Source organism: Sphaerisporangium flaviroseum, from assembly GCF_039537005.1.
Taxonomy (GTDB): domain Bacteria; phylum Actinomycetota; class Actinomycetes; order Streptosporangiales; family Streptosporangiaceae; genus Sphaerisporangium; species Sphaerisporangium flaviroseum.
The window spans coordinates 73,531-98,604 of sequence record NZ_BAAAZR010000008.1 but is presented as its reverse complement, the minus strand read 5'-3'; the positions used below and the strand labels follow the sequence as shown (position 1 = coordinate 98,604).

Here is a 25,074-nt window from a genome sequence, read left to right as displayed (position 1 = left end):
CCGGGTGCGGCGGCCATCTCCCGGTCCGTATCCGCCTTACCCTCGGCGGACCGGCCGTAAGCCACCTCCTCCGCCGACCGGCCGGAGACCACTTCCTCGGCCGACCGGCTGTATTGCTGGTATCCATATTTGGACGCAGTCAGGAGATGATCGCGATGGACCACCGCCTGTTCGGACGGACCGGTGTGAAGGTGAGCCCCATCTGCCTCGGCGGCATGATGTTCGGCTTATGGGGAGACAACGGGTACGAGGAGTCCTCGAAGCTGATCCAGCGGGCGATCGACGCCGGGGTCAACTTCATCGACACCGCCGACGTCTACTCGTACGGCGAGTCCGAGGAGCTCATCGGCAGGTTCCTCTCCGAGAACGGCCTGCGCGACCAGGTCGTCCTCGCCACCAAGGTGCACGGCCCGATGGGCGAGGGCCCGAACCAGGGAGGCAACAGCCGGCGCTGGATCATGCAGGAGGTCGACAACAGCCTCCGCCGGCTGCGTACCGACTGGATCGACCTGTACCAGATCCATCGCCCCGACCCCGCCGTCGACATCGACGAGACGCTGGGCGCCCTGACCGACCTGGTACAGGCCGGAAAGGTGCGCTACATCGGAAGCTCCACCTTCCCCGCGCATCAGGTGGTGGAGGCGCAGTGGGTCGCGGAGCGGCGGAACAGGGAGCGGTTCGTCGCCGAGCAGCCGCCGTACTCGATCCTGGCCCGCGGGGTGGAGGCCGACCTGCTCCCGACGTGCCAGAAGTACGGCCTGGGAGTGCTCGCCTGGAGCCCGCTGGCCGGGGGCTGGCTCACCGGACGCTACCGCGAGGGCACCGAGCTCCCGCGGAGCAGGCGCGCCGCGCTGCTCCCCGAGCGCTACGACATGGAGCTGGCGGAGAACCGGCGCAAGCTCGCCGCGACCGAGCAGCTCGCCCGGCTGGCCGAGGAGAGCGGGCTCTCGCTCGTCGAGATGGCGCTGGCCTTCGTGCTCCGGCACCCGGGCGTGACCTCCGCCATCATCGGCCCCCGGACCATGGAGCACCTGGAGAGCCAGCTCACCGCGGCCGACGTCCGGCTCTCCGGCGACGTGCTCGATCGGATAGACCAGATCGTGCCGCCGGGGGTGAACCTCAACCCCGCCGACGCCGGGTGGCGGCCCCCCGCCCTGGTCGACGCGTCGCTGCGCCGTAGGCCCTGAAGTCGACGACGGTCCCGTCCCAGGTCACGACCCCGGGCGGAAACCCCGGCCGGGTCAGCCCTGGTCGTCCAGCAGGCCGGTGAGGACCTCGGCGGCGGCCTGGCCGCAGACCCGGGCGGCGCCGTGCGTGGCGATGTGGATCGCGCCGAGGTCGGTGCGGCCGGGCAGTCCCATCTCCACCACGACCCCGTCGGGCCGTACCTCCAGCAGCCGACCGGCCGCCGCCGCCAGCCAGGGGTGGCGGTGGGCGTCGCGGACGACGATGACCAGCGGACGGTCGGCCGCCGGGCCGATGACGGCCTCGTCGAGCACCTTGGTGGAGCTCGCCTCGTCGAGGCGGACCACCGTGGTGCCCGGCAGCAGCTTGCCGAGCGGCTCCCCCACCCCCCAGGGCATGTCCTTGTCGATCGCCAGGTTCATGCGGGGGGACAGCTCGACCACGTGCGGAGCGGTGGCCAGCGGGAGCACGCCGGCTCCCGGGTGCCGGGTGACGCGGATCGCACGGCGTGCGGCGGCGAGCCCGGCGCGCATGTGGTCACGCCGGGCGGGCCCGTCGGCCCGTCCGGCCCCGGTCCAGGCCGCGAGCGCGCCGACCCGGCGGGCGGCGTCGGCGAGCCGTTCCTCCGGCAGCAGTCCCCCGGTCACGGCGTCGGCGATGGCCTCGCGGATCGTCGCCACCACCGCGTCGTCGGAGTTCTCCCCGCCGACGCAGATGAGGTCGGCACCCGCGGCGATCGCCCGAGCGCTCCCGCCGCCCACTCCGTAACGCTCCGCGATCGCCGCCATCTCGACGGCGTCGGTGATGACCACGCCGTCGAAGCCCAGCTCGTCGCGGAGCAGGCCGGTCAGGATTCGAGGGCTGAGCGTGGCGGGAAACTCGGGGTCGTAGGCGCTCACCAGCAGGTGCCCGGTCATCATCATGCGCACGCCTGCGGCGATGGCCGCCCGGAACGGCCGCAGCTCCACGTCCCGAAGCTGCTCGCGCGAAGCCGTCACCCCTGGCAGGCCGTGGTGCGAGTCCACCTCGGTGTCCCCGTGGCCGGGGAAGTGCTTGGCGCAGGCGGCGACGCCGGCCGCCTGCAGTCCCCGTACCCAGGCGGCCGTGTGCCGCGCCACCAGCCGCGGATCCTCGCCGAACGACCGCAGGCCGATGACCGGGTTGCCGGGATTGGAGTTGACGTCGGCGGCGGGCGCGAAGTCGACGTTCACGCCGGCGGCGACCAGGTCGGTTCCGAGGTCCCGCGCGATCTCCTCGGTGAGTGCCACGTCGTCCACCACGCCCAGCGCGTAGTTTCCCGGACGGGAGCTTCCGGTGTGCGCCTCCAGACGCGTGACGTCGCCGGTCTCCTCGTCGATGCCGATGACGGCGTCGGGACGCTCGGCGCGCAGCGCGGCCGTCAGCTCGGCGACCTGCGAGGGAGTGCCGATGTTCCTGGAGAACAGCACGACCCCGGACAGCCCTTCACCGAGGCGGCGGCGCAGCCATTCGGGCGGTGTCCTGCCCTCGAACCCGGGGAGAAGGACCGAATCGGCCAGACGCAGTAGCTCGGGGCTGCGCTTCATGCATTCTCCTCGCCTGGCGGCCGGTCAGCGGATCACGCCGGGTGCTGCCAGGCCTGGACGGCTGCTCACGGCGCCCGCTCGCGGGTCCCGTGTAGGACAACCCGACAACCTAATAGGAAACTTTCCTATTTTCCATACCTGTGACTTCGGCATCTCGCCACGTGAGAAGGCCTGCACGACATAGTCAGACCATACCTACCCGAGCCAGCAGTCCCGGCCGCCGAGCCGGCGGGCCGGGTCAGACGCGCTCGATGACGGTGACGTTGGCCTGACCGCCGCCCTCGCACATCGTCTGCAGGCCGTAGCGGCCTCCCGTGCGCTCAAGCTCGTGCAGCAGCGAGGTCATCAGCCGCGCGCCCGTGGCGCCCAGGGGATGGCCGAGGGCGATGGCTCCCCCGCTGGGGTTGACCCGCTCGGCCTCCGCCCCGGTCTCGCGCAGCCAGGCCAGCACCACCGAGGCGAACGCCTCGTTGATCTCGACGACGTCGATGTCGTCGATCTTCATCTCGGCCTTGACGAGTGCGCGGGCGGTGGCGGGGATCGGCGCGGACAGCATCATGATCGGGTCGGCGCCCCGGGCCGACATGTGGTGGATACGGGCGCGGGGGGTGAGCCCGTGCGTCCGCAGGGCGTCCTCGGAGGCGATCAGCAGCGCGGCGGCGCCGTCGGAGATCTGTGAGGACAGGGCGGCGGTCAGCCTGCCCCCCTCGACCAGCGTCTTCAGGCCGGCCATCTTCTCGAGCGTGGTGTCGCGGCGCGGGCCCTCGTCGGTGAGCACGCCGGCCAGGGGGGCGATCTCGCGCTCGAACCGGCCCTCGTCGATGGCGTTGAGGGCCTTCTGGTGGGACTCGAAGGAGAACTCCTCCATCTCCTCCCGTGAGATGTCCCACTTCGCGGCGATCATCTCGGCACCGCGGAACTGGGACACCTCCTGGTCGCCGTACCGCGCCCGCCAGCCCTTGGAGCCGGAGAACGGGGTCGCGAAGCCGAGCGCCTGTCCCGCGACCATCGCGTGAGCGATCGGGATCATGCTCATGTTCTGCACGCCCCCGGCCACGACCAGGTCGGCGTTGCCGCTCTGCACCGCCTGGGCGGCGAAGTGGACGGCCTGCTGGGAGGAGCCGCACTGGCGGTCGACGGTCACGCCGGGGACCTCTTCCGGCAGTCCGGCCGCGAGCCAGCAGGTCCGGGCGATGTCCCCCGCCTGCGGGCCGATGGTGTCCACGCAGCCGAAGACGACGTCGTCGACGGCCGCCGGATCGATCCCGGTACGGTCGACGAGCGCGCGCAGAACGTGGGCTCCGAGGTCGGCGGGGTGGATCGCGGCCAGGCCGCCTTTCCTGCGCCCGACGGGGGTGCGTACGGCTCCGACGATGTATGCCTCGCTCATGGCAGGCCGTCCTTCCGGTCCTTCGCCCTCAAGGTACGCAAGCCGTACAAATCAGCCATCGCCAAGGGTAGCAAGCGCTTGGTAGACGAGGGAACATAGGGTGAGCAGGCGACTCACCGCAGGCGTTAGGTGAACAAGCGATTGCACGGAGGCCCATAATGGAGGGCGTGAATACGCGTAAGAACTCCGGCGGTGCGTCGGCGGTCGCGGGGGCGACCGGAGGAGCTCCCCCACGGGGCGGGTCCGCGGCGGCCAAACGCCAGGGCGCCACGCGGCGGTCGGCGGCATCGGGCTCCGCGTCCGAACGCCGCGACCACCTGGTGAAACTCGCCGCCGAGCTCTTCGCGCGCAAGGGTTTCCAGGCGACCACCGTGCGCGAGATCGCCGATGAGGCCGGCATCCTCTCCGGAAGCCTCTACCACCACTTCGACTCCAAAGAGACGATCGTCGACGAGGTCCTGTCCACCTTCCTCAAAGACCTTATCGGGCGTTACAAGGCGGCGCTCGACCAAGACGGCGACCCGCGCACGATCCTGTCCGAGATGGTGCGCATCGGCTTCAGCACCCTGGAGCCGCACCGCGCCGCGATCACCGTGATGCAGAACGACTGGAACTATCTGCGCTCCCTGCCCGGCGACCGCTTCGACTACCTCATCAAGGCCGAGGACGAGGTCGAGCGCATGTGGGTGGAGCAGATCAAGCGCGGCCAGGCCCAGGGCCAGTTCCGTGCCGACGTCGATCCCAAGCTCACCTACCGCATGATCCGCGACACCATCTGGGTGGCCGTGCGCTGGTTCCGCCCCGGTGGCCGGCTCAACACGACCGGACTCGCCGAGCACTACGTCACCGTCCTGTTCGACGGTCTCGCCACAGGTGAACGGACCAGCCACAAAGCATGACCCCGCTCCACAAAGCCGTCCGGACGGCGCTCACCGAGGTCGCCGACGCGGCCAAGGCTCCCGTCATGCAGGCGTACATGAAGTCCGCGATGCCCTTCCTCGGTGTCCAGGCCGTGCCGCGGCGGGCGGCGGTGAAGCGGGTGCTCACCGAGCACCGCATCGAGGGCGCGCCCGAGTGGCGCCGCACCATCCTCGCGATGTGGCGCGACGCCGAATACCGCGAGGAGCGGTACGCCGCGATGGAGCTGTCGGCGTTCCGCTACTACAAAAGCTTCCAGACGCTCTACACCGTGCCGATGTACGAGGAGATGATCGTCACCGGCGCGTGGTGGGACTACGTCGACGACCTGGCGATCAACCGCATCGGGCCGTTGCTGCGGGCCTATCCCGACACCATGCGTCCGCTCATGCTCGAATGGGCCGGCGGCGACGACCTGTGGCGGCGGCGCACCGCGATCCTGTGCCAGAACTCCTTCAAAGAGCGCACCGACGCGGGCCTGTTATACGCCTGCATCGAGCCGAGCCTGGCCGACACCGACTTCTTCGCCCGCAAGGCCATCGGCTGGGCCCTGCGCGAGTACGCCAAGACGGACCCGCGCGAGGTCATCCGTTATGTCAACCACAAGGGCCTGAACGGCCTGAGCCGCCGTGAGGCCCTGAAGAACCTGCCGGTCACCTAGCCCGCCGCGGTGATGGTCATCCGGCCCTGCGCAGCAACGCCGCGCTGCCGTAACTCCCGCCGAAGCCGGTGACCAGGGCCATCTCGTGCTCTCCGCCCCTGAGTTCCCGTACGGCCTGCGCCACGTTGTTGAGGCCGTGGACGTAGCCCTCGGAAAGCAGGCCGCCGTGCGGGTTGACGGACCGGTGCCCCCGCTTGAGCAGGTACGTACCGAGTTCCTCGCGCTCGACGAAGCCGAAGTCCTCCAGCTGCCGGGGCACGAGCCAGGAGTAGGCGTCGTAGAGGAGCGCGACGTCGACGTCGCGTGGTGACCGGCCCGATGCCGCCCACAGCATGGGGGCGACGTAGGCGGAGAAGACGGCCGTGACGTCGGGCGCGCCGTCCATGGCCGAGCAGCCGGGTCCGCCGCCGCGTACCACCGCGTGGATGCGCGGGGCGTCGGGCGCGAGCCGTACGTCCCTCACCACCAGCGCGCAGGCGCCGTCGGTCTCCTGGCAGCAGTCGACGGTCCGCAGCGGGGTGCAGACGTAGGGCCTGGCGAGGTAGTCGGCCAGCGGCAGCGGGTCGCGGCGCAGGGCGCGGGGGTTGGCGGCGGCGTTCTCCCGGGACTGGGCGACGACGGCGTGCAGGTGCTCCTCGGTCAGCCCGGTGTCGTGCAGGTAGCGCCGGGCGGCGAGGGCGAACATCGGGATGGGGCCCGCCATGCCGTAGGGGATGGTGAACCGCTCCTGCGGGCCGGTCGAGACGGTGTTCATGCGGGTGCCCGACCGCCCGTTCATCGCCCGATATACCAGGACATTTCGCGCTATGCCGCTGGAGATGAGCATCGCGGCGTCACCGAGGATGGACGCCGTCTGGGTGCCGCCCCCGCTGATGTCGTTGTGCCAGCCGATGCGCTCCATCCGCAGGGCCCTCGCGACCTGCACGACGGGCACCGAGTCGTTCATGTGGTAGCTCAGCACCGCGTCGACCTCGTCCGCGCCGATCCCCGCGTCCGCGAGCGCCGCGCGGGAGGCCTCGACGGCGAGTTCCAGCTCGGTCCGGCCGGACGCCCTCGTCAGGGCGGTCATCCCGATCCCCGCGACCGCCGCCCGCCCGGCGAACCCCTGCATGTCACCTCTGCCCGGATCGTGGTTGAAGGTGCCGCTCGCCGGGGCGGGGCGCGATCCACCCCGGCGAGCGGCGTCTGTGGACGCGGCTACACGCCGTACACCCTCGCCGCGTTGCCCGAGAGGATCTTCTCCTGGTCGTCCTCGGGTATGTCGTGCAGCAGCTTGGCCACGTAGTCCTTGGTGTTGGGCCACAGGCACAGGCTGTGCGGATAGTCGGTGGAGTACATGACCATGTCGGCGAGCCGCGGCCAGCCGTTGCGGATCAGGTCGTAGCCCACGTAGTCGTCCAGGGAGGTCACGAAGACGTTCGTGCCGCAGTACTCGCTGGGCTTGCGCGAGATCGGCAGGTTGGCCCACGCCTTCTCGCACTCGTAGGTCTCGTCCATGGTCTGCATCCAGAACGGCACCCAGCCGTGGTTCACCTCGCCCACGACCAGCTTCAGCCCGGGGAAACGCTCGAACACGCCGCCGTAGATCAGGTAGGTCAGCGGCTGGACGCCGGCGAAGAACCGGAAGACCGTCCCGGCCAGGTTGATCTTCCCGCTGGTGACCATGTCGTCGTACTGCGGCCCCTGGTACGTGCCGCCGAAGGTGCGGTGGAAGGTCACCGGCACGCCCGTCTCGTCGGCGCGGGCCCACAGCGGGTCGTAGTACGCGTCGTTGTACGGCTTCTGCGGAAGTCCGGGGATGAACATGCCACGAGCGCCCTTGGCAAGGCAGCGGTCGAACTCCTCCACCGCCGTCTCGATGCCGTCGTCCACCGGCAGCATGGGCAGTCCGACCAGGCGGCCGGGGTCGGCGGACTGGAACTCCTCCAGCAGCCAGTCGTTGTAGGACCTCATGCAGCTCACGCCGAGCTCGCGATCCGGGTGCACGTAGGTGAAGACCGCGTTGGCGGGATAGACGACGCTGACGTCCACCCCGTCGGCCTCCATGTCGGCCACGTGGGCGGCGCCGTCGTAGTTGCCCGGCATGATCTCGTCGAACCGCAGGCCCGAGGCCCTGAAGTCCTCCTTGGACCGTCCGGCCATGGCCTCCAGCCCGAACGTGCGCTTGGGCGGCTGCCCGTCGAAGCTCCAGCCGTCACCACCGTCCGCCCCGCGCATCATCCTGGGGGCACGGTCCCGGAGGTGGGCCGGCACGCGTTCGAAGACGTGCGGTGGTTCGTTGATGTGGCAGTCGGCTGAAATGATCCGCGTCATTGAGCGCCCGCCTCCCGGTCGAGGTGTTCGGCCACCGCCCGTCACGGTAACGCCCGCGCCATTGTTAGGCAAGCGCTTGCTCGGTATAGCCGGATCAGGCGCTCATGGGGCCGCTCCAGCCCGGACCGGCGGGCCGAAAGCCCCTACCGGTGGCTTCGTGTAACTCCTCCAAGACAGAAGAGACGAAAAATCGTCACATGATCATCACCATCGTGTTTTTCGTCTATATTCAGCCATAGGGCGTTAGTCACAGGGTGTTATGTCTCCGGACTACGAGGCGAGGGCACGGATGAGCGATCAGGAGCAGGCTCCACCCGGGATCGATCCCAAAACCCCCAGCGTTGCCCGGATGTACGACTACTACCTGGGCGGCAAGGACAACTTCGCCGCGGACCGCGAGGCGGCCGAGAAGGTCATGCAGGTGCTGCCGGACGTGCGGCACGTCGCCCGCGAGAACCGCGCCTTCCTGGGCAGAGCCGTGCGCTTCCTGGCCGAGCGGGGGATCCGCCAGTTCATCGACATCGGCACCGGGCTCCCCACCGGCAAGAACGTCCACCAGGTGGCGCTGGAGACAGCGCCCGACTCGCGCATCGTCTACATCGACAACGATCCGATCGTGCTCGTCCACGCCCGCGCCCTGCTCGCCGACAACCCCCAGACCCTCGTCGTCGAAGGCGACCTGCACGATCCCAAGTCGCTCACCGAACACCCGGAGCTCCGGACCCACATCGACTTCGAGAAGCCCTTCGCGATCATCCTCTGCGCGATCATGCACTTCGTCGCGGACGACGAGGAGGCCACGAGCATCATCACCCACCTGCGCGACACCCTCCCGCCCGGCGGCGCCCTGGTGATCTCGCACGGCTTCAGGGGCGACCTCGACGAGGAGGCGATAGCGCGGGCGGAGGAGATCTACTCCCACACCAAGGGAGCGCTCAAGGTGCGCGACCGCGGCACGATCAGTGAGTATTTCACCGGGCTCGACCTGGTGGAGCCGGGAGTGGTCCACGTGGGGGCATGGCGCCCGGAGCACGACCTGGAGGAGGACCCGGCGGCCCCCGGCGTCCTCGGCGGAGTCGGCATCCTCCGCTGATCCACCCCACTGGATAGTAAGAGTATCCAGAACGGCGGTACGATCCCTTCATGCGGATCTCCCAGCTCAGCGCCGCGTCGGGGATACCGATACCCACGATCAAGTACTACCTGCGCGAGGGCCTGCTCCCCCAGGGCGAGCAGACGGCCGTCACCCGCGCGGAGTACGGCGAAAGGCATCTGCGCAGGCTGAGGCTCATCCGCGCGCTCCTGGAGGTCGGCCGCCTGCCCGTCGCCTCTATCAGCAAGATCATCGCCGCGGTGGAGGACGAGGAGATGCCGGTCCACCAGATGCTGGGCACGGCCCACTACGCGCTCTCCTCCCCCATGGAGCCGCGCCCGGACGACGAGGAGCACCGGGCGGCACGCGAGCGCGTGAACGGGCTCATCGAATCCATGGGCTGGACCGTCAACCCCGAGGCGCCCACCCTGGACGAGCTGGCGCAGATCCTGGTCCGGATGGACCATCTCGGCATGCCCGCCACCGAGCAGAGCCTGCGTTACTACGCCGAGCTGCTGATGCGCCTGGTCGCGGAGCACGAGATGGAGAAGATCCCGTTCGACGGCCCGAGGGAGACGGCCGTCGAGTCGCTGGTGGTCGGCACGGTGCTGTACGGCAAGGCCTTCGACGTGCTCAGAAGGCTGGCCCAGGAGTCGGAGTCGGCCCGCCTCCTCGGCGGCTGAACCGGTCCGCTAGCCGGCACGCGTCAGCCAGCGGGCGGCGCCCTTCACCAGCGTGCGGTGGGCGGGGCTCTCGTAGGAACGCGAATCGTGACCGAGGGCGTCGTACACCAGCCTTCCCCGGCCCGCCGTTCGCGCCCACACCAGCGGCTGCCCGAGCGCCGACGCCAGCGGCACGACATCGGGGAGCACGTCGAGATCGGAGTAGACCTCGTCGATCAGTTCGAAGTCTCCGAGGCCTTCCACGATGGGATGGCCGCCGTGCACCTTGACCTCCGCCGGTCCGAGCGGTGGGTGGTGGGAGACGCCCCAGGCCCAGGACGCCCCGAGCATCTGCCGCCACCGGTCCCAGTCGTCGAAGCAGATCGCCGCCGCGTGCATCGCCAGCACCCCGCCTCCCCTGTCGAGATGGCGGAGCAGCCCCGCACGCGCGTCCGGGGGCAGCTCGAAGGACGACCCGCCCTCCTCCGCCGACCATCCGCCGTCCATGCAACAGCGCAGCGCATTGACGGTGATGAGCTGAACGTCGGGACCCGCGCCGAGCGCGCCGGCGATGTCCTCGGTGATCTCGGACTGGATGCCCACCTCGGACAGCAGATCGGCGAGGACTTCGGACGTCGCGGGGAAGTCGTGTGCCACGCCCCCGGAAAGGATCAGGTTCGTCGCCACGGGAACACCTCATCATGAACACCGGGCACGCGCCAACCTCGCGATGACCTGATACGCTGCCCAAGCGAGCGCTTGGTTACGGAACGGCCCGCCGGGCCGTAGCCGGGAGCGTGACGCGGGCGCGACGACAGGGCATGTGGAGACGACCGCCAGGGGTACTGCCGATGAAGTTCTCGACCTTCCACCTCTTCCACCGGTTCGACGGCCAGAGCTTCAAGGAGGTCTACGACTACCATCTGCGGCTCGTCGACCTCGCCGAGGAACTGGGCTTCCACGGGGTGAGGCTGGCCGAGCACCACTTCCGCGATTACGGCGTGGTGCCCAACCTCTTCACGATGCTCGCGCACCTCGCCGCACGCACCTCGCGCCTCCGCCTCGGCACGGGCATCGTGGTGCTGCCGCTGCACAACCCCGTCCACGTCGCCGAGGAGGCGGCCCAGGTGGACGTCCTCTCCGGCGGCAGGCTCGACCTGGGCATCGGGCGGGGATACCAGAGCTTCGAGTTCGAGGGCTTCGGAGTGGATCTGGCCGAGGCCCGCGACCGCTTCAACGAGTCGCTGGAGATGATCCTCGGCCTATGGGGCAGCGACAACTACCAGCACGTCGGGAAGTTCTACAAGACCGGAACCGAGGTGTCGCTGGTGCCGAAGCCGACACAGGCACCGCACCCGCCCATCCACGTGGCGGCGGTGTCCCCCGAGACGGTCACCATGTACGCCGAGCGGGGCCTGCCGATCCTCGCCGACCCCGCGGCGCCGTTCCACAAGGTCGCGAAGGCGGCGGAGACCTGGCGGGCGACCGCCGAGGCCGCCGGGCACGATGTGGCGGCGGCCGAACTGGTCGTGGCGCGCAGCGTGTACGTCGCCCCGACCGCCGAGCAGGCCCGGGACGCCCAGGCGAGGTTCGAGAAGCTGTTCGACCGGGCCCGGATCTTCAACGAGAAGAGCGCCCCCATCGACTCCCGTACCGGCAAGGCCGCCCAGGGCTTCGAGTACTACCAGGACCGCTACCTCAAGGGCGGTTCGGTGAGCAACGAGTTCCGGTGGGAGCAACTCGAGGTGATCGGCGACCCCGAGCGAGTGATCAGCCAGATCCAGATGCTTCAGGACTTCGGATTCAGCAATCTGATGTGTGACTTCGGTAGCACCAGGCCGATCCCCATCGAAGAGATGGAGAACGTGATGCGGTTCTTCGCCGCCGAAGTCATGCCCGCGTTCCAGCAATGACCCCCGCTCAGGAGGCGCGATGAGCACCGTCCACCGTCTCACGCTCGCGGACATCCTCGCCGAGCACAGCCGCAGCCGCCCGCTGATCACCGCCGTCGTCGACGGTGACGTGCGGCTCGATTACCCGCGGCTCGAAGAACGCGTCGCCCGGCTCGCCGGCGCGCTCGCCGCCGAGGGGGTCGGCGCGGGGGACCGGGTGCTCTGGCTCGGGCAGAACTCCCACCGCGTGCTGGAACTCCTGCTCGCCGCGGGGCGCCTCGGCGCGATCCTCTGTCCCGCCAACTGGCGGCAGTCACCGGACGAGCTCGCCTTCGTGCTGAGCGACCTGTCCCCGAAGGTCGTCGTGTGGGAGCGGTCCGAGGCCGTCGAGGCCGTACGGTCCAGAGCGGCCGAGGCCGTAGGGTCCGGTGGCGCGAGGTGGGTGCTCTCGGGAGACGAGTACGAGGAGTTCCTGGCCGGCGGCCCGGTGGAGCCGGACGGCTTCGTGGACGACACCGCTCCCGTCCTCGCGCTCTACACCGCCGCGTTCGACGGGCGTCCGAACGCGGCGCTGCTCAGCCACCAGGCCCTGGTCGCGCACTCGGCGTCCCTGCTGCACGTACGCCAGATCGAACCCGGCTTCACGTTCCTCAACTCCGGGCCGCTGTTCCATGTGGGCACGATGATGTTCTGCCTGGCCACCCTGCTCGCCGGCGGCACCAACGTCTTCACCCCTGCCTTCGACGCCGAGGAGGTGTGCCGGCTCATCGACGCCGAACGGTGCACCCAGGCGTTCCTGTTCGGCCAGATGATCGACGCCGTGGTGGCGGCGAACGCCGGAGGCAAGTACGACCTGAAGTCCCTCGGCTTCATCTCGCACTCGGAGGAGTGGGACAGCATGATCACGGTGTCCGACACGCCGTGGTGCCGGTCGAAGATGGGCGGATACGGCCAGACGGAGGTCGCCGGCATGCTGACCTTCCTCGGGCTCGCCCCCGGGGCCGCCGGGTTCGCCGGCCGTCCCTCGCCCCTGGTGCAGGTGCGCCTGCTCGACGCGTCCGGCGAGGAGGTCCCCTCGGGAGAGGCCGGGGAGATCTGCGCGCGCGGCAAGTCCATCTTCTCCGGCTACTTCAACCGCCCCGAGCTGAACGTGAAGAAGTTCCGGGGCGGCTGGCACCACACCGGCGACCTCGGCCGCAGGGAACCCGACGGCACGATCACCTTCATCGGGCCGAGGCTTCGCATGATCAAGTCGGGGAACGAGAACGTCTACCCCGCCGAGGTCGAGCGTGTGCTGAAGACCCACCCCGCCGTGGCCGACGCCGCGGTGATCGGCGTCCCGGACGATCAGTGGGGGCAGTCGGTGAAGGCCGTCGTCGTGCTGAGGCCGGACGCCGTGGCGGACGCCGAGGCTCTCGTCGGGCACGTACGGGGCCTGCTGGCCTCGTACAAGAAGCCCAAGCACGTCGAGTTCGCGGAGTCCATCCCCAAGAAGGGCTTCACCCCCGACTACGACGCGCTCGACGAACGGTACGGGGGCGGCGGCTACCCCGGCGCCTGACGCGGGCATCAGGCTCCCCCGAGCAGGTTCGGGGCGGGCAGGCCGAGCGTCTCGGCGAGCTGGGCGATCGGGCCGAACAACGGCCGCCACCGGCTGAACGCCGTCCCCCGGCCGCGGCCGGGGGACGGAGGCGGGTCCAGAACGCCACCCGGACCCGAGGATTCCCCTGAACGCGCCGCTCGGCGCCGCGGCGTGTTCCCTCAGAGGATCGCGAGCGGGTTGATGGGGCTTCCGGTCCCTCCCTCGATCTTCAGCGGGGCGGCGATGAACAGGAAATCCCTTCTCACTCCGGCACGGCCCCGGCCCGTGCTCTCCCCCTCCCCCTCACTTCCGCTTCCGCCCGCTCCCTCGCTTCCGCTTCCGCCCGCTCCCTCGCTTTCGCTTCCGGTCGTGGCCGTGGTCGTGGTCGCGGTATCGGTTCCGGCCTGGTCCGCATCGGCGAGGGCGCCGGCAAGGTCCTCCAGCCAGAGCATCTCGGCCAGGTGGATGCCGTGTCGCCACAGGAAGATCATGTGGAGGTCGTCCTCCAGGCCCTCGTCGGCGAGCTGGCGGGAGTTCAGTCCGCCGATCGCGGCGTTGTCGGAGGCCACCAGCGCGACGTCGCGGGAGGCCAGCCAGCGCCCTCCGTCCCCGGACAGGCCCGGCTGTCCCGACCAGTACTCCTCCCTCGACCTCTCCCACACCAGCGGCCATCCGGTACGCAGGACCGCCACGTCGCCGGGACGTACATCCGGGGCCATCTCCTCCAGCAGGTCACCGGATACGCGGAAGTCGGCGGGCAGGTGGTCGAGGCCCAGGTGGCGAGGCAGGTCGAAGAGCACTCCACGCGCCGCCACGCCGCCCACCGTCTCGATGCCGCACCGCGAGGCGCCGTACGACCGGACCCGCGCGGCCGGATGCCCGTTGTAGAGCGACTCGCCCGACCACATGTGGCACAGCGCGTCCATGTGCGTCGTGGTGCCGTGGTGGGTGACGATCAGCGCGTCGTCGGCCATCCGCAGCCCCGCTCCGATCGCCTTGGCCCCGGCCGCGTAGTCGCCGCCGTCGACCGACATGAAATGCTGCGGCAATGGCCGGCCCCGAAGGTGTGGCACGGTCGTGGGGGCCGGTGACGAGGTCGCGCCTCTGATCGGCATCGACAGGCTGATGACCCGGCCGGTCGACGCGGTGGCGAGCGCGGCGAGCACGACGTCCGGAGTCAGCAGATTGAGGGTGCCACGCTGATCTTCTGGGCCGAACCGGCCCCAGTTGTTAGGCTCGGTAACCAAGCAAGCGCTTCCTTTCTAACGGAGGTCCGGAATGACCGCTCACGGCGACTGCGATCCTCGGTTCGCCCGGGTACGCGAGGTCTTCGAGAAGCACTTCGCGGAAGGCAAGGAACTGGGCGCGGCCTTCGCGGTCTTCCTCGACGGCGAGCCCGTCGTGGACCTGTGGGACGGGGTCGCCGACCGGCACACCGAGCGCCCGTGGGAACGTGACACCCCCGTTCTCGCCTACTCCTGCACCAAGGCCCTCACCGCCACGGCGCTCCTGCTCCAGGCCGAGCGCGGACTGGTGGACCTCACCGGACCCGTCGCCGAGGTCTGGCCCGAGTTCGCGGTGAACGGCAAGGACAAGATCACGATCGAACACCTGCTGACCCACCAGTCGGGCCTGCCGGCGATGGAGGAGGAGGTGCCCGTCGAGGAGTTCGAGGACATGCCGACGATCGCCGCCCGAATCGCCGGTCAGTCCCCGATCTGGGAGCCGGGCACCGCCCACGGCTATCACGCGATCACCTACGGCTTCCTCATCGGAGAGGTGATCCGGCGGGTCACCGGCAAGAGCGTGGGCGAGGTGGTGGCCGCCGAGATCGCCGGGCCGCGCAAGCTGGAACTCTGGCTGGGCGCCCCCGACGACGTGGCCGCACGCGCGGCCCGCCTCTCCGCGGGGGACCGCTCCGGCGTCTCCGGTGGCTCCGGTGGCGGAGGCTCGGCAGGCCTGCGCACCGTGACCGAGTTCCCCGGTCAGGGACCCGGCGACCCGCTGTACGAGATGTCGAAGGCCATGGGCGATCCGGGGAGCCTGATGAACCGGGCCCTGGGCAACCCGAACCCCAACAAGCTGAAGGGCGGCGCCAACCACCCGGTGATCCTCCGGGCAGGCTGGCCCGCGATGGGCATGGTGGCCACCGCGCGCGGCCTCGCGGGGTTCTACCGCGACCTGCTGGCGGGCGACATCCTCAAGCCCGAGACCCTGGAGGACGCCACGCGACGCCGGGTCGGCGGCCCGGACAGAGTGCTGTTCCTCGACAGCGCCTTCGGCCTGGGTTACATGCGTCCCTCGCTGACCTTCCTCACCCCGGGCAAGGGCAACGAGCGGGCCTTCGGGCACACGGGGCTCGGCGGATCCCTGGGGCTGGGCGACCCGGGGCACGGCCTGGCGATGGGGTACACGATGAACAAGTTGGCCAGAGCCCTGACCGGCAGCCTCCGCGCCTACCACCTGGCCGAGGCCGTCTACGACTCCCTCGACTGACAGCCTGCCGACTGAGGCGAGACCGTCCGCCATACCACCACCGGCTGAAGTCAGACCGACCGCCATACCGGGACCGGCGCGAGTCAGGCCGTTCGCTGTACCGACACCGGCTGAAGTCAGACCGACCGCCATACCGGGACCGGCGCGAGTCAGGCCGTTCGCTGTACCGAGACCGGCTGGGCCGGGCTCGTCCGCGCGTTCGGGCGGGGGCCGGCCGGGGATCGGTGTGCTCAATGCATCGTGATTCCGCCGCTGACGGACAGGGTCTGGCCGGTGATGTAGGCGGCGCGGTCGGTGCACAGGTAGGCGACCAGTCCCGCGACGTCGGCGGGGGCGCCCAGCCGTCGCAAGGGGATCCCCTTCGCGATCTTGTCGACGAGCCCCGGCTTCTCGGCGTCGATCCGCCTCAGCATGGGCGTGTCGGTCGGCCCGGGGCAGACGACGTTGCTGGTCACCTCGTGGCGCGCCGCCTCCCTGGCCAGGGTCTTCGCCAGCCCGAACAGGCCCGCCTTGGTGGCGGCGTAGGCGCCCTCCCCGCCCGAACCGGCCCGCGCGCCGTCCGAGGAGATGAAGATCAGCCTTCCCCAGGAGCGGGAGAGCATCCCGGGGAGCAGCAGACGCGTGAGCAGCATCGGGGCTCGCAGGTTGATCGCCCACATGAGGTCCCAGGCCGCGGGGTCGCTGGTCACGAACGGTTCCACGATGGACACCCCGGCGTTGTGCACGAGGATGTCCACCGGGCCTAGCCGACCGCAGAACTCCTCGATCGACGCAGGGTCGGCCAGATCGACGCGCATGGGCACCGCGACCGGCTCCACGGTCCTCGACGGCGGGGTGGACGCCGCCTCCCCGCCGGACACCCGGGTGAACGCATCCTCCCCGCCCGACGGCCGGGTGAACGCCGCCTCCCCGCCCGACGGCCGGGTGAACGCATCCTCCCCGCCCGACGGCCGGGTGGACGCATCCTCAGCGCCCGATGGCCGGACGGGGTCCCGCACGATGTCCGACAGGTCGGCGGCCACTCTTGCGGCGCCCGCCTCGTCGACGTCCGCGACGATCACCTGGGCGCCTAGAGACACGAGGTCGGCGCAGATGGCCGATCCGATGGCCCCCGCTCCCCCGGTCACGACGGCCCTCCGTCCGCCGAGACCCATGCCGCTCATCACGCGAAGAGCCTATCGACCTAGCACTTGCTTGGCCATACTCACACCCACCGGCGTGGGGCGGCGGAACGCGCCAGGCGACGGGCCATCCAGGGGCATCGGGTGGCGCGGGGCGGGACCGTCCAAGGTCATCGGGTGGCGCAGGGCGGGACCATCCAAGGTCATCGGGGGGTGTCGGCGGGCGCCGTCCAAGGTCATGGGGTGGCGCAGGGCGGGACCGGCCAAGGTCATCGGGGGGTGTCGGCGGGCGCCGTCCAAGGTCATCCGATGGCGTAGGGCGGGACCGTCCAAGGTTCTCGGGGGGTGTCGGCGGGCGCCGTCCAAGGTCATGGGGTGGGGCGGGGGGTGGGCCAGGCTTGGGTCACTTGTTGGGTGGTCACCCGGGCGGCCAGGAGGCTGATCGTGTTCCTCAGGACCGCCGAGGCGTAGTCCTCCGGGAAGCCGGCCACCGCGTCGACGACCACGGCGACCCGGTAGCCGAGGTTGACCGCTTCCAGCGCCAGGCCGGGGATCCCCAGGTTGAGGGAGACCCCTGTCGCCACGACGGTGGAGACGCCCAGGGAGCGCAGGAGCATGTCCAGGGACGTGCCGGTGAACGGCGAGAAGCCGTGGCCGCGCCGCGACTCCAGGTCGGCGGGGTCCCACAGCTCCGGGACGACCTCCACCGCGCCGGTGCCCTCCAGCATGTGCTCCGGATCCTTGAGCAGGGCGGTGATGAACGGGCTGTTCGCCGAGTGCGACCCGGCGCGATCGGCGCGGAAGGCCGCGGTGCAGTGGACCACCGGCACCCCGGCGGCCCGGGCGGCCTGGAGCAGGGCCCGCGTGTTCTGGATCACGTCGTTTCGGGTGCACGCGGCGACCAATTCCGGAAATTTGGACAGATCGCCGACGATGCCGCGTTGCATCTCCATGACCAGAACAGCGGCCCGGCCCGGCGCCACCATCGCTCCGATGTCCAGCGGCACGACATTTCCCCTTCCGAGCGAGCACTTGCTTGGTTATGCGAAATACAGGCTAACACCTTGACATATGCTGATCCGGCACACCTTCCGTAATCGAATCGTCACAGTCAACGATCTACCATTCTCGTGACATTTGGCGTATCGGATGAGACCTTCGTCAGGGGAGACGGGGAGCATCATCACCTTTCGAGGGGACAGCGATGAACGCCTGGTCCGTACCGGGATACCGCGAGGAACGCGTGCTCGGCTCCGGAGGGAGCGGGCGGGTCGTTCTCGCCACCTACATCGGCACCGGCGCCCATGTGGCGATCAAGTACCTCAGCGACGAACTCAGAGCCGACCCCTACTTCCTCGCGGCGTTCCGCGAAGAGGCGCGCACGATGGTCGAGATCGGCGACCCGAACGTCGTGCGCTTCTACGAGTACGTCGAGAGCCCCCTCGGCGCCGCCATCGTCATGGAGCTCGTGGACGGGGTCTCGCTCCGCAAGATCCTCCACGAGCACGGAGCCACCAGCCCCGAGGCCGCGCTGGTCGTGCTGAAGGGCTCGCTCCTCGGCCTGTCCGCCGCCCACGCCGGCGGCATCGTCCACCGCGACTACAAGCCTGAGAACGTCCTCGTCCAGGCCGACGGGTTCAGCAAGCTGGCGGACTTCGGCATCGCGACCCCCACCGGCCAGTCCGGCATGCCTTCTGGCACCCCGCCGTACATGGCGCCCGAGCAGTGGAACGGCGCTCCCGCCAGCCCCGCGACCGATGTCTACGCCGCGACCTGCGTCTTCTTCGAATGCCTTGTCGGGCGCAAGCCGTACCGTGCCGACCACCCCGCCGCCCTCAGGCACCAGCACCAGAACGCCCCTGTGCCGGTGGAGGCCGTGCCCAGCTCGGTGCGCGCTCTGGTGAGTCGTGGCCTGGCGAAGAATCCCGCCGACCGCCCCCTGACGGCGCGGGCGTTCGTCGGCGAGCTCGAGGTCGCGGCGCTCGCGGCCTACGGGCCCGAGTGGGAGCAGCGCGGCCGCCGCCACCTGGCGGAGCTGGCCGCCCTTCTCGCGTTGCTCTTCCCCCTGGCCGAGCCGGCGCCGCAGGCCAGCAGCAGCCTGGCGCAGACGGTGCTGCGCCGGCCGCTCCGCCAGACCTCGCGCGTGCTGGTCGGCACCGGCGTCCTCGCGGTCGGAGTGGTGATCGCGGTGCTCGCCGCCAACCGCGGCGGCTCCCCCGTACACGACGTCGCGCTGACGTCGTCCCCCAAGCCGACGGTGCAGGCGGCCGTGGCGTCGCCCACCGACGTGCCGACGAAGGCGCTGGAGAAGAAGCCGGTGACCCCGGACGCGACGCCGAGCGCGTCCCGGCTCTCCTCCAATCCCCCGGTGACCGAGCAGAGCCCCGCGGCGAGCACCGAGCCCAGCGCGACGCCCACGAAGGCCACCAAGCCCACCCCGACCCCGGCCCCCACGCCGACCCCCACCCCAACGCCCACACCGACCCCGACCCCGACCGTGCATGCGGTGAGCGGTCTGACCGTCGTCGGGTTCGACGGGCGGGTCGCCACGGTGCGGGTGCGGACGTCGACGCCGCAGAACGTCACGCTCGCCCTGAGGTTCGCCGAGGGACCCTCGCCCGCCAAGCTCGTCCTGGGCGGCCCGAAGACCTTCGTCCTCTCGGGCTCGACCTCCTACACCAGGCCCGTCGACGGCGGCTTCGCGGCACCGCCGTGCGGCGTGACCCTCTACCGGCAGGTGACGGTGTCGACCACGCCCAAGGCCAAGGGCGACGCCGCGAGCAAGGTCGTCCCGGTGCGAGGCGCCCCGTGCCCACCGCCCTCCGTCGACAACGTGTCGCTCGAGTGGAACGGCCGCACCGCGGAGGTCGGCGTACGGACCGGCGGGACGGGCGCGGTGCGCCTGGCGGCGGAGTTCACCCGGCGAACCGGAGAGGGCTCGGCCACGGTGGTCGACCGCGCGAGCCGCACCCTGTCCGGCGAGAGATCGTACAACCTCTCGCTGCGGGCCGCCTTCGATGACGTCGCGTGCGGCACGACCGCGCTCTTCGGTGCGCGGGTGACGACGCAGCCCGCGGCCGCCAACGGCACGCAGTTCAAGGAGGTCAGGGTCGCGGGGCCCAAGTGCACGCCGCCCACGGTTTCGATAACTTCCTGGGACGGCAGCACGCTGAGGGTCAGGGTGAAGAACGCCAGGCCCGACGCGGTCAGGCTGTCCGCCGCCTTCGAGCAGACCCTCACCGTGGGTGAGCGCACCATCAACCGCACGTCCTCCCGCCAGGCCACCCTGTCCGGCGGCACCGTCTACGACCGGGTCTACACGGTCCGGTTCGCGACCCCGCAGTGCGGCTACACCGACGCCCGGCGGGTCACGGTGAACATCAGCTCGGCCCTCGGCGCGGCGAGCGATTCGAGCAGGTCCGTCCGCAGGGGCCCGGCCTGCCCCGAGCCGGAGCCCGAGCCGAGCGAGGAGCCGACCAAGGAACCCCCCACGCCGGAACCCAGCGAGGAGCCGACCCGCGAGCCGAACGACGACCAGAGTGAGGGCCCCATCCTGACCTGATCATCAGGCCGCCCCCCGGCGGCCTGCGTGAGGCCTTGTTAGTCAACCAAGCGTGCGCTAGCTTGGCTTGCGATGACCGGTGACACCACGCCCTACTGGGACGCCTGCCGCCGCCACGAGCTGGTGGTCCAGTCCTGCGCGGCCTGCGCCCGGCGGGTGCATCCGCCGGCCGCCGAGTGCCCCTCCTGCGGGGCCGCGGACCTCGCCTTCGCGCCCGTGTCCGGCGACGCCGTCGTGCACACGTTCACCATCGTGCACCGCGCCTTCGTCCCCGCGTTCCGGGGGCGCGAGCCGTACGTGCTGGCCTGGGTCGACCTCGCCGAAGGTGCCCGCGCGTTCGGCCAGGTGGTGGAGTGCCCGCCCGAGCAGGTGCGCATCGGCATGCCCGTACGGGTGACCTTCGATCATGACGATCTACCTCAGTGGAGGCCAGCGTGAGCGCGCACGCCCAGAAGCTAGGCAATGTTCTGATCCCCGTCGCCGATCTGGACAAGGCGGTGGCCTTCTACACGGAGACTCTGGGCCTGACGGTGAAGTTCCGGGACGGCGACCGCTTCGCGGCTCTGGACGCGGGGGGTGTCACGATCGCGCTCGCCGCCCGGGCGGAACAGGTGGCCGGTCCGGTCACCGCCCCCTGCTACAAGGTCGGCGACGTCGCCGAGGCCGTACGGGACCTGACGGAGGCGGGCGCCGAGCTGGTCAACGGCCCTGAGACCGGTCCCCACGAGATCAGAGCCGTGCTCCGCGACCCCTCCGGCAACGTCTTCGTCCTGTATTCGTCCCTCTGACCTCCCCACCCAGATCCACACACCTCTCTATGTGGAGGCCGTCCCATGGCGCGATCGCATGGCACCCCCTACGGCAACTACGGCTACGCGGTCCTCACCGCCAACGCGCTCCGCACGCCGGACAGCGTCGCGCTGACCTACTGCGGTGAGCAGAGCTTCACCTACGACCAGCTGAACCGGCTGGTCAACCAGCGCGCCCACGCCCTCCGCGCGTCCGGGATCGAGGCGGGCCGGCGGGTCGCCGTGCTGCTCAACGAGACGCTGAAGGTCGCCGAGGTGTACCTCGCCCAGGCCAAGCTCGGCGTGCTCACCTCGGCGCTCAACCCCTACTGGCCGGTGGAGACCTTGCAGGCGGTGGTCGCGCACTCCGAGTGCACGGCGTTCGTGTACGACGCGACGGTGGAGCAGGTCGTCGACCGGATCCGGCCGGACCTGCCGGGCGTGACCACCTGGATCAAGGTGGGCGGCCCCTCTGCGGAGGCCGGCGTGGTGGACCTCGACGCGCTGACCTCGGGCGCACCCGAAGACGAGCCGGAGCCGGCCGGGTTCGGGGACGACCCGCTGGCGCTCTACTACACCTCCGGGACCACCGGGCTCCCCAAGGCCGTCGTGCACACGCACGCCTCCTCGCTGGCCACGGCGCAGATCTGGCTGGACGTGCCACGCGACCCCGGCTCGGTCTTCGGCACCGGGGCGATCATCTGGGGCATCGGCTTCCCGGCGATCGTCGGGCCCGCCCTCTACACCGGCATGCGCCTGGTGCTGGAGCAGGACTGGGGCCCGGCCAACTTCCTGCGGGTGGTCCCCAGGGAACGGGTCACGCACGTCTCGCAGATCCCGTCCTTCTACGCCGCGCTCCTCGGCTCGGACGACCACGCCGGCGTCGACCTGTCCACGCTCCGGGTGATCATGCTGGGCGGCGAACCCCTCACCGCCGCGCTCCTCGCCCGCATCAAGGAACGGCTGCCCGAGGCGGGGGTCTACAGCTACTACGGCCAGACCGAGGCCCCGTACACCTGCTTCGGCCGGGTGGACGACGGCAGCACCCCGCTCGGCGCCTCGGGCCGTGCCAGGACGGGCTGCGCCGTACGGGTCACCGGCCCGGACGGCGAGCGCGTCATCGGCACGACCGGCGAGATCAACCTCGCGGGGCCCCATCGGATGGCCGGATACGACAAGCTGCCCGACCGCACCGCCGAGGTGCTGCGGGACGGCTGGTACGTCGGCGGCGACCTCGGCGTCGTCTCAGCGGAAGGTCACCTGACCGTGCTCGGCCGCCGTGAGGACGCCATACTCAAGGGCGGGCAGTGGAGCCAGCCCGCCGCCGTGGAGGAGGCCGCCGTCGCCGTGGACGGCGTCGCCGAGGCGGGCGTGGCCGGCGTGCCCGCCCATGTCGAGGGGCAGGACGCGGTGTCGCAGAAGATCCTGCTCGCCGTGGTCCCCCGGGCCGGTCAGTCGCTGGACGCCGAGAAGCTCGCCGCCGCGCTCGCGGAGCGGCTTCCCGAGCACCAACGGCCCGACCACATCCTGGTCGCCGACGAGCTGCCCCACTTCCAGGACGCCTCGGGCGGTCCCGGCAAGCTGCTGCGCCGGGAGATCCGCGAGCGTTATCAGCATCTCCTGGACGAGGCGTGATCCCTGAGCACGAGGTCAAGGCCCGGCTGCGCGACTTCGGCGTGGCCGTGCCCAGGGGTGTCACCGCGGACGGTCCCCCGGGGATCGCCGAGGCCGCCCAGGGGCTGACTCCCCCGCTGGTGCTGAAGGCCCACGGCCCCGGTCTGGTGCACAAGTCCGACGCCGGAGCGGTACGGCTGGGGCTGGCGTCGGCGGCCGACGCGGCCGGAGCGGCCGCGGAGATGCGCGAGCGCCTGGCCGCACAGGGGATCACCCCCGAGGGGTTCCTCGTCGAGGAACAGGCGCCCCCCGGGGTGGAGCTGATCGTCGGCCTGGTCCGCGACGCCGGTTTCGGACCGGTGGTCCTCACCGGCCTGGGCGGGGTGTGGACCGAGGTCATGCGCGACACCGCGCTGCGGCTGTGCCCGATCGGGGAGGCCGACGCGAGAGAGATGCTCGCGTCGCTGCGGGGCTGGGCCCTGCTGACGGGTTACCGCGGCGCCCCGGCCGTGGACGTGGAAGCCCTGGTCAAGCTGCTGGTACGGCTCGCCGGTCACGGAGGTCTGTGGGAAGAGCTGGACCTCGGCGAGTTCGAGCTGAACCCGGTGATCGCCTCCCCCGGCGGGGTCATCGCCGTGGACGCGCGCCACCTCCCGGCGCTCCCTACCGCCGTGGACGCGCGTCACCCTCCGGCACTCCCCGATGGCGGGCGGGACCTGCCCGCGGACACCATCCGCGAAGCGGCCCCGCCGACGGACTTCACCGCGCTGTTCGAGCCGAGGAAGGTCGCGGTGGTCGGCGCGTCCACCACCCGCCCCAACTTCGGCAACATGTTCCTGGAGTTCTACAAGCTCACCGGCGTCCCCGTCGTCGCCGTCCACCCGGAGGCCGGTGAGATCGCCGGCGTCGCCGCCGTGCCGACGACGGCCGGCACAGGCGCCGACTACGCGCTGGTGGCCGTGCCCGCCGCGCGCTGCGCCGACGTCGTACGCCAGGCCACCGGTATCCCGTTCGTCCAGGTGATGAGCGGCGGGTTCGCCGAGCTTGGCCATCCGGAGCTGGAGAGCGAGCTTGTCAGCGCGGCACGCGAGGCCGGGACGCGGCTGCTCGGCCCCAACTGCATGGGCGTGTACAGCCCACGCGGAGGGCAGACGTTCGTCGGCGGCGAGCAGGGGCCGCCGGGCAGCGTCGCGATGATCTCCCAGAGCGGCGGGCTGGCCGGGGAGGTCATCAAGGTGGGCGAGCGCCGCGGCCTGGCGTTCAGCCGGGTCGTGACCGTGGGCAACTCCGCCGACGTCACCCCGGCCGAGCTGCTTCGCTGGCTCGCGGCCGACCCCGAGACCTCGGTGGTGGGCCTGTACCTGGAGGACCCGCGCGACGGCCGGGCGCTGTTCGAGGCGCTGACGGCGGTGCGCGGGCGGCTGCCGGTGGTCCTGCTCGTCGGGGGCCGCAGCACGCAGGGCCGGCGCGCCGCCGCCTCCCACACCGGAGGTCTCGTCGGGGACGGCCGCGTATGGCGGGCCCTCGCCGAGCAGAGCGGAGCGACCCTGGTGGCGGGCCAGGACGACCTCATCGGCGTCCTGTCGTTCTTCCAGGCCCACGCCGCGCGCGTGGACGTGCCGGGCGATCCCGGCGTGCTGCTCATCGGGCCCAGCGGCGGCGCCGGCGTGCTCGCGGCCGACGTCCTCGACGGGGCGGGGCTGGCCCTCGACTCCCTTCCCGCGCCCGCGCGTGACGCGCTCACCGCCCTCGGCGTCGGGGTGGGCAGCTCCCTGGCCAACCCTCTGGAGATCCCCGTCGGCCCACGGGCACGCGCCGGCCTGGTCCGCGAGGCGATCGCCGCCATCGTGGCCCGGCAGCCGTACCCGGACGTGGTGGCCCATGTGAACGTGCAGAGCTTCTTCACCTACGGCGACACCGCCGAGCCGCTGTACGCGTACGCGCGGCACCTCGCCGAGGCCCAGGCCGAGCTGCCCGGCACCAGGATCACGCTGGTGACGCGCAACGGCGAGTGCGCCCCACCGGGGGTCGAGGACGAGGTACGCGCCATCGTCTCGGCCGCCGGCATCCCCGTCTTCCGGTCCATGGAGGGCGCCGCCGCCGCCGTCGCGGCGGGCAAGCGATTCGCACGCGCCCGTACGGGCGTTGTGACCACCTGGACCTCGCCCGCCCCGGCCCTGGACATCGGCGCCACCTGATCCACCGGTGTCCAGACCAAAGGCACCGAGCTCC

At 70.9% G+C, this 25,074-nt stretch carries 21 protein-coding genes; 13 read left to right on the top strand and 8 right to left on the bottom strand.

From position 1 onward, the window contains the following. The first annotated feature begins 146 nt into the window (after positions 1-146). Positions 147-1,187 carry an aldo/keto reductase gene (locus ABD810_RS16810; RefSeq protein WP_344940269.1) on the top strand — a complete coding sequence of 347 codons (1,041 nt, stop codon included), beginning with the start codon at positions 147-149 and terminating at the stop codon, positions 1,185-1,187. A gap of 54 nt (positions 1,188-1,241) precedes the next feature. Here ABD810_RS16810 and ABD810_RS16805 read toward each other — a convergent pair whose 3' ends face one another. Both ABD810_RS16805 and ABD810_RS16800 read right to left on the bottom strand, forming a co-directional pair. After that, positions 1,242-2,750: a glycoside hydrolase family 3 protein gene (locus tag ABD810_RS16805; protein ID WP_344940266.1), complete on the bottom strand. Its 1,509-nt coding sequence runs from the start codon at positions 2,748-2,750 to the stop codon at positions 1,242-1,244. A gap of 238 nt (positions 2,751-2,988) precedes the next feature. Then, positions 2,989-4,140 (bottom strand): acetyl-CoA C-acetyltransferase, encoded by a 1,152-nt coding sequence (locus ABD810_RS16800; RefSeq protein WP_344940263.1) that lies wholly within the window; start codon positions 4,138-4,140, stop codon positions 2,989-2,991. 167 nt (positions 4,141-4,307) lie between these two features. Between ABD810_RS16800 and ABD810_RS16795 the strand changes: the two genes are divergently transcribed. Together ABD810_RS16795 and ABD810_RS16790 are read left to right on the top strand one after the other, a co-directional pair. Beyond that, entirely contained in the window at positions 4,308-5,039 is a 732-nt protein-coding gene (locus tag ABD810_RS16795) for a TetR/AcrR family transcriptional regulator (protein ID WP_344940260.1), read from the top strand. Then, complete coding sequence (locus ABD810_RS16790; protein WP_344940256.1) at positions 5,036-5,719, top strand: DNA alkylation repair protein; 684 nt, start codon at positions 5,036-5,038, stop codon at positions 5,717-5,719. The genes ABD810_RS16795 and ABD810_RS16790 overlap by 4 nt, the downstream gene beginning before the upstream one ends. A 16-nt stretch (positions 5,720-5,735) precedes the next feature. On the opposite strand, the gene ABD810_RS16785 is transcribed toward ABD810_RS16790, so the two are convergent. Together ABD810_RS16785 and ABD810_RS16780 are read right to left on the bottom strand one after the other, a co-directional pair. Next, positions 5,736-6,830 (bottom strand): thiolase C-terminal domain-containing protein, encoded by a 1,095-nt coding sequence (locus ABD810_RS16785; protein ID WP_344940253.1) that lies wholly within the window; start codon positions 6,828-6,830, stop codon positions 5,736-5,738. Positions 6,831-6,916: 86 nt separating this feature from the next. Then, a complete protein-coding gene (locus ABD810_RS16780; RefSeq protein ID WP_344940250.1) occupies positions 6,917-8,032 on the bottom strand; it encodes an amidohydrolase family protein in 1,116 nt (371 codons plus the stop codon). 289 nt (positions 8,033-8,321) lie between these two features. Between ABD810_RS16780 and ABD810_RS16775 the strand changes: the two genes are divergently transcribed. Next, positions 8,322-9,125, top strand: coding sequence for an SAM-dependent methyltransferase (locus ABD810_RS16775; RefSeq protein WP_344940246.1), 804 nt, complete (start codon positions 8,322-8,324; stop codon positions 9,123-9,125). Positions 9,126-9,175: 50 nt separating this feature from the next. Next, positions 9,176-9,808: a MerR family transcriptional regulator gene (locus tag ABD810_RS16770; protein ID WP_344940243.1), complete on the top strand. Its 633-nt coding sequence runs from the start codon at positions 9,176-9,178 to the stop codon at positions 9,806-9,808. A 9-nt stretch (positions 9,809-9,817) separates the two neighbouring features. Here ABD810_RS16770 and ABD810_RS16765 read toward each other — a convergent pair whose 3' ends face one another. Further along, positions 9,818-10,474 carry a ThuA domain-containing protein gene (locus ABD810_RS16765; protein ID WP_344940240.1) on the bottom strand — a complete coding sequence of 219 codons (657 nt, stop codon included), beginning with the start codon at positions 10,472-10,474 and terminating at the stop codon, positions 9,818-9,820. 164 nt (positions 10,475-10,638) lie between these two features. Here ABD810_RS16765 and ABD810_RS16760 point away from each other — a divergent pair, with 164 nt between their 5' ends. Together ABD810_RS16760 and ABD810_RS16755 are read left to right on the top strand one after the other, a co-directional pair. Then, complete coding sequence (locus ABD810_RS16760) at positions 10,639-11,700, top strand: LLM class flavin-dependent oxidoreductase (RefSeq protein ID WP_344940236.1); 1,062 nt, start codon at positions 10,639-10,641, stop codon at positions 11,698-11,700. 19 nt (positions 11,701-11,719) lie between these two features. After that, complete coding sequence (locus tag ABD810_RS16755; protein WP_344940233.1) at positions 11,720-13,240, top strand: AMP-binding protein; 1,521 nt, start codon at positions 11,720-11,722, stop codon at positions 13,238-13,240. A gap of 200 nt (positions 13,241-13,440) precedes the next feature. On the opposite strand, the gene ABD810_RS16750 is transcribed toward ABD810_RS16755, so the two are convergent. After that, complete coding sequence (locus ABD810_RS16750; protein ID WP_344940230.1) at positions 13,441-14,508, bottom strand: cyclase family protein; 1,068 nt, start codon at positions 14,506-14,508, stop codon at positions 13,441-13,443. Positions 14,509-14,539: 31 nt separating this feature from the next. On the opposite strand from ABD810_RS16750, the gene ABD810_RS16745 reads away from it, so the two are divergent. Continuing rightward, positions 14,540-15,757, top strand: coding sequence for a serine hydrolase domain-containing protein (locus ABD810_RS16745; RefSeq protein ID WP_344940227.1), 1,218 nt, complete (start codon positions 14,540-14,542; stop codon positions 15,755-15,757). Between the two features lie 230 nt (positions 15,758-15,987). Here the strand turns inward: ABD810_RS16745 and ABD810_RS16740 are convergent, their stop codons facing one another. Further along, positions 15,988-16,884: an SDR family NAD(P)-dependent oxidoreductase gene (locus ABD810_RS16740; protein ID WP_344940224.1), complete on the bottom strand. Its 897-nt coding sequence runs from the start codon at positions 16,882-16,884 to the stop codon at positions 15,988-15,990. A gap of 362 nt (positions 16,885-17,246) precedes the next feature. Continuing rightward, positions 17,247-17,885: an isochorismatase family protein gene (locus tag ABD810_RS16735; protein WP_344940221.1), complete on the bottom strand. Its 639-nt coding sequence runs from the start codon at positions 17,883-17,885 to the stop codon at positions 17,247-17,249. Positions 17,886-18,082: 197 nt separating this feature from the next. Here ABD810_RS16735 and ABD810_RS16730 point away from each other — a divergent pair, with 197 nt between their 5' ends. The 5 genes from ABD810_RS16730 (at position 18,083) to ABD810_RS16710 (ending at position 25,040) form a co-directional block, all read left to right on the top strand. Continuing rightward, a complete protein-coding gene (locus ABD810_RS16730; RefSeq protein ID WP_344940217.1) occupies positions 18,083-20,440 on the top strand; it encodes a serine/threonine-protein kinase in 2,358 nt (785 codons plus the stop codon). Between the two features lie 72 nt (positions 20,441-20,512). Continuing rightward, the gene (locus ABD810_RS16725) at positions 20,513-20,878 is read left to right on the top strand and encodes a Zn-ribbon domain-containing OB-fold protein (RefSeq protein WP_344940214.1); all 366 of its coding nucleotides are present in this window, start codon (positions 20,513-20,515) and stop codon (positions 20,876-20,878) included. Beyond that, on the top strand, positions 20,875-21,228 hold the full coding sequence (locus ABD810_RS16720; RefSeq protein WP_344940211.1) for a VOC family protein: 354 nt from the start codon (positions 20,875-20,877) through the stop codon (positions 21,226-21,228). Before ABD810_RS16725 ends, ABD810_RS16720 begins: the two co-directional genes overlap by 4 nt. A 45-nt stretch (positions 21,229-21,273) precedes the next feature. Continuing rightward, positions 21,274-22,863 (top strand): class I adenylate-forming enzyme family protein, encoded by a 1,590-nt coding sequence (locus ABD810_RS16715; protein ID WP_344940208.1) that lies wholly within the window; start codon positions 21,274-21,276, stop codon positions 22,861-22,863. Next, the gene (locus tag ABD810_RS16710) at positions 22,860-25,040 is read left to right on the top strand and encodes an acetate--CoA ligase family protein (RefSeq protein WP_344940205.1); all 2,181 of its coding nucleotides are present in this window, start codon (positions 22,860-22,862) and stop codon (positions 25,038-25,040) included. The genes ABD810_RS16715 and ABD810_RS16710 overlap by 4 nt, the downstream gene beginning before the upstream one ends. Positions 25,041-25,074 lie beyond the last annotated feature (34 nt).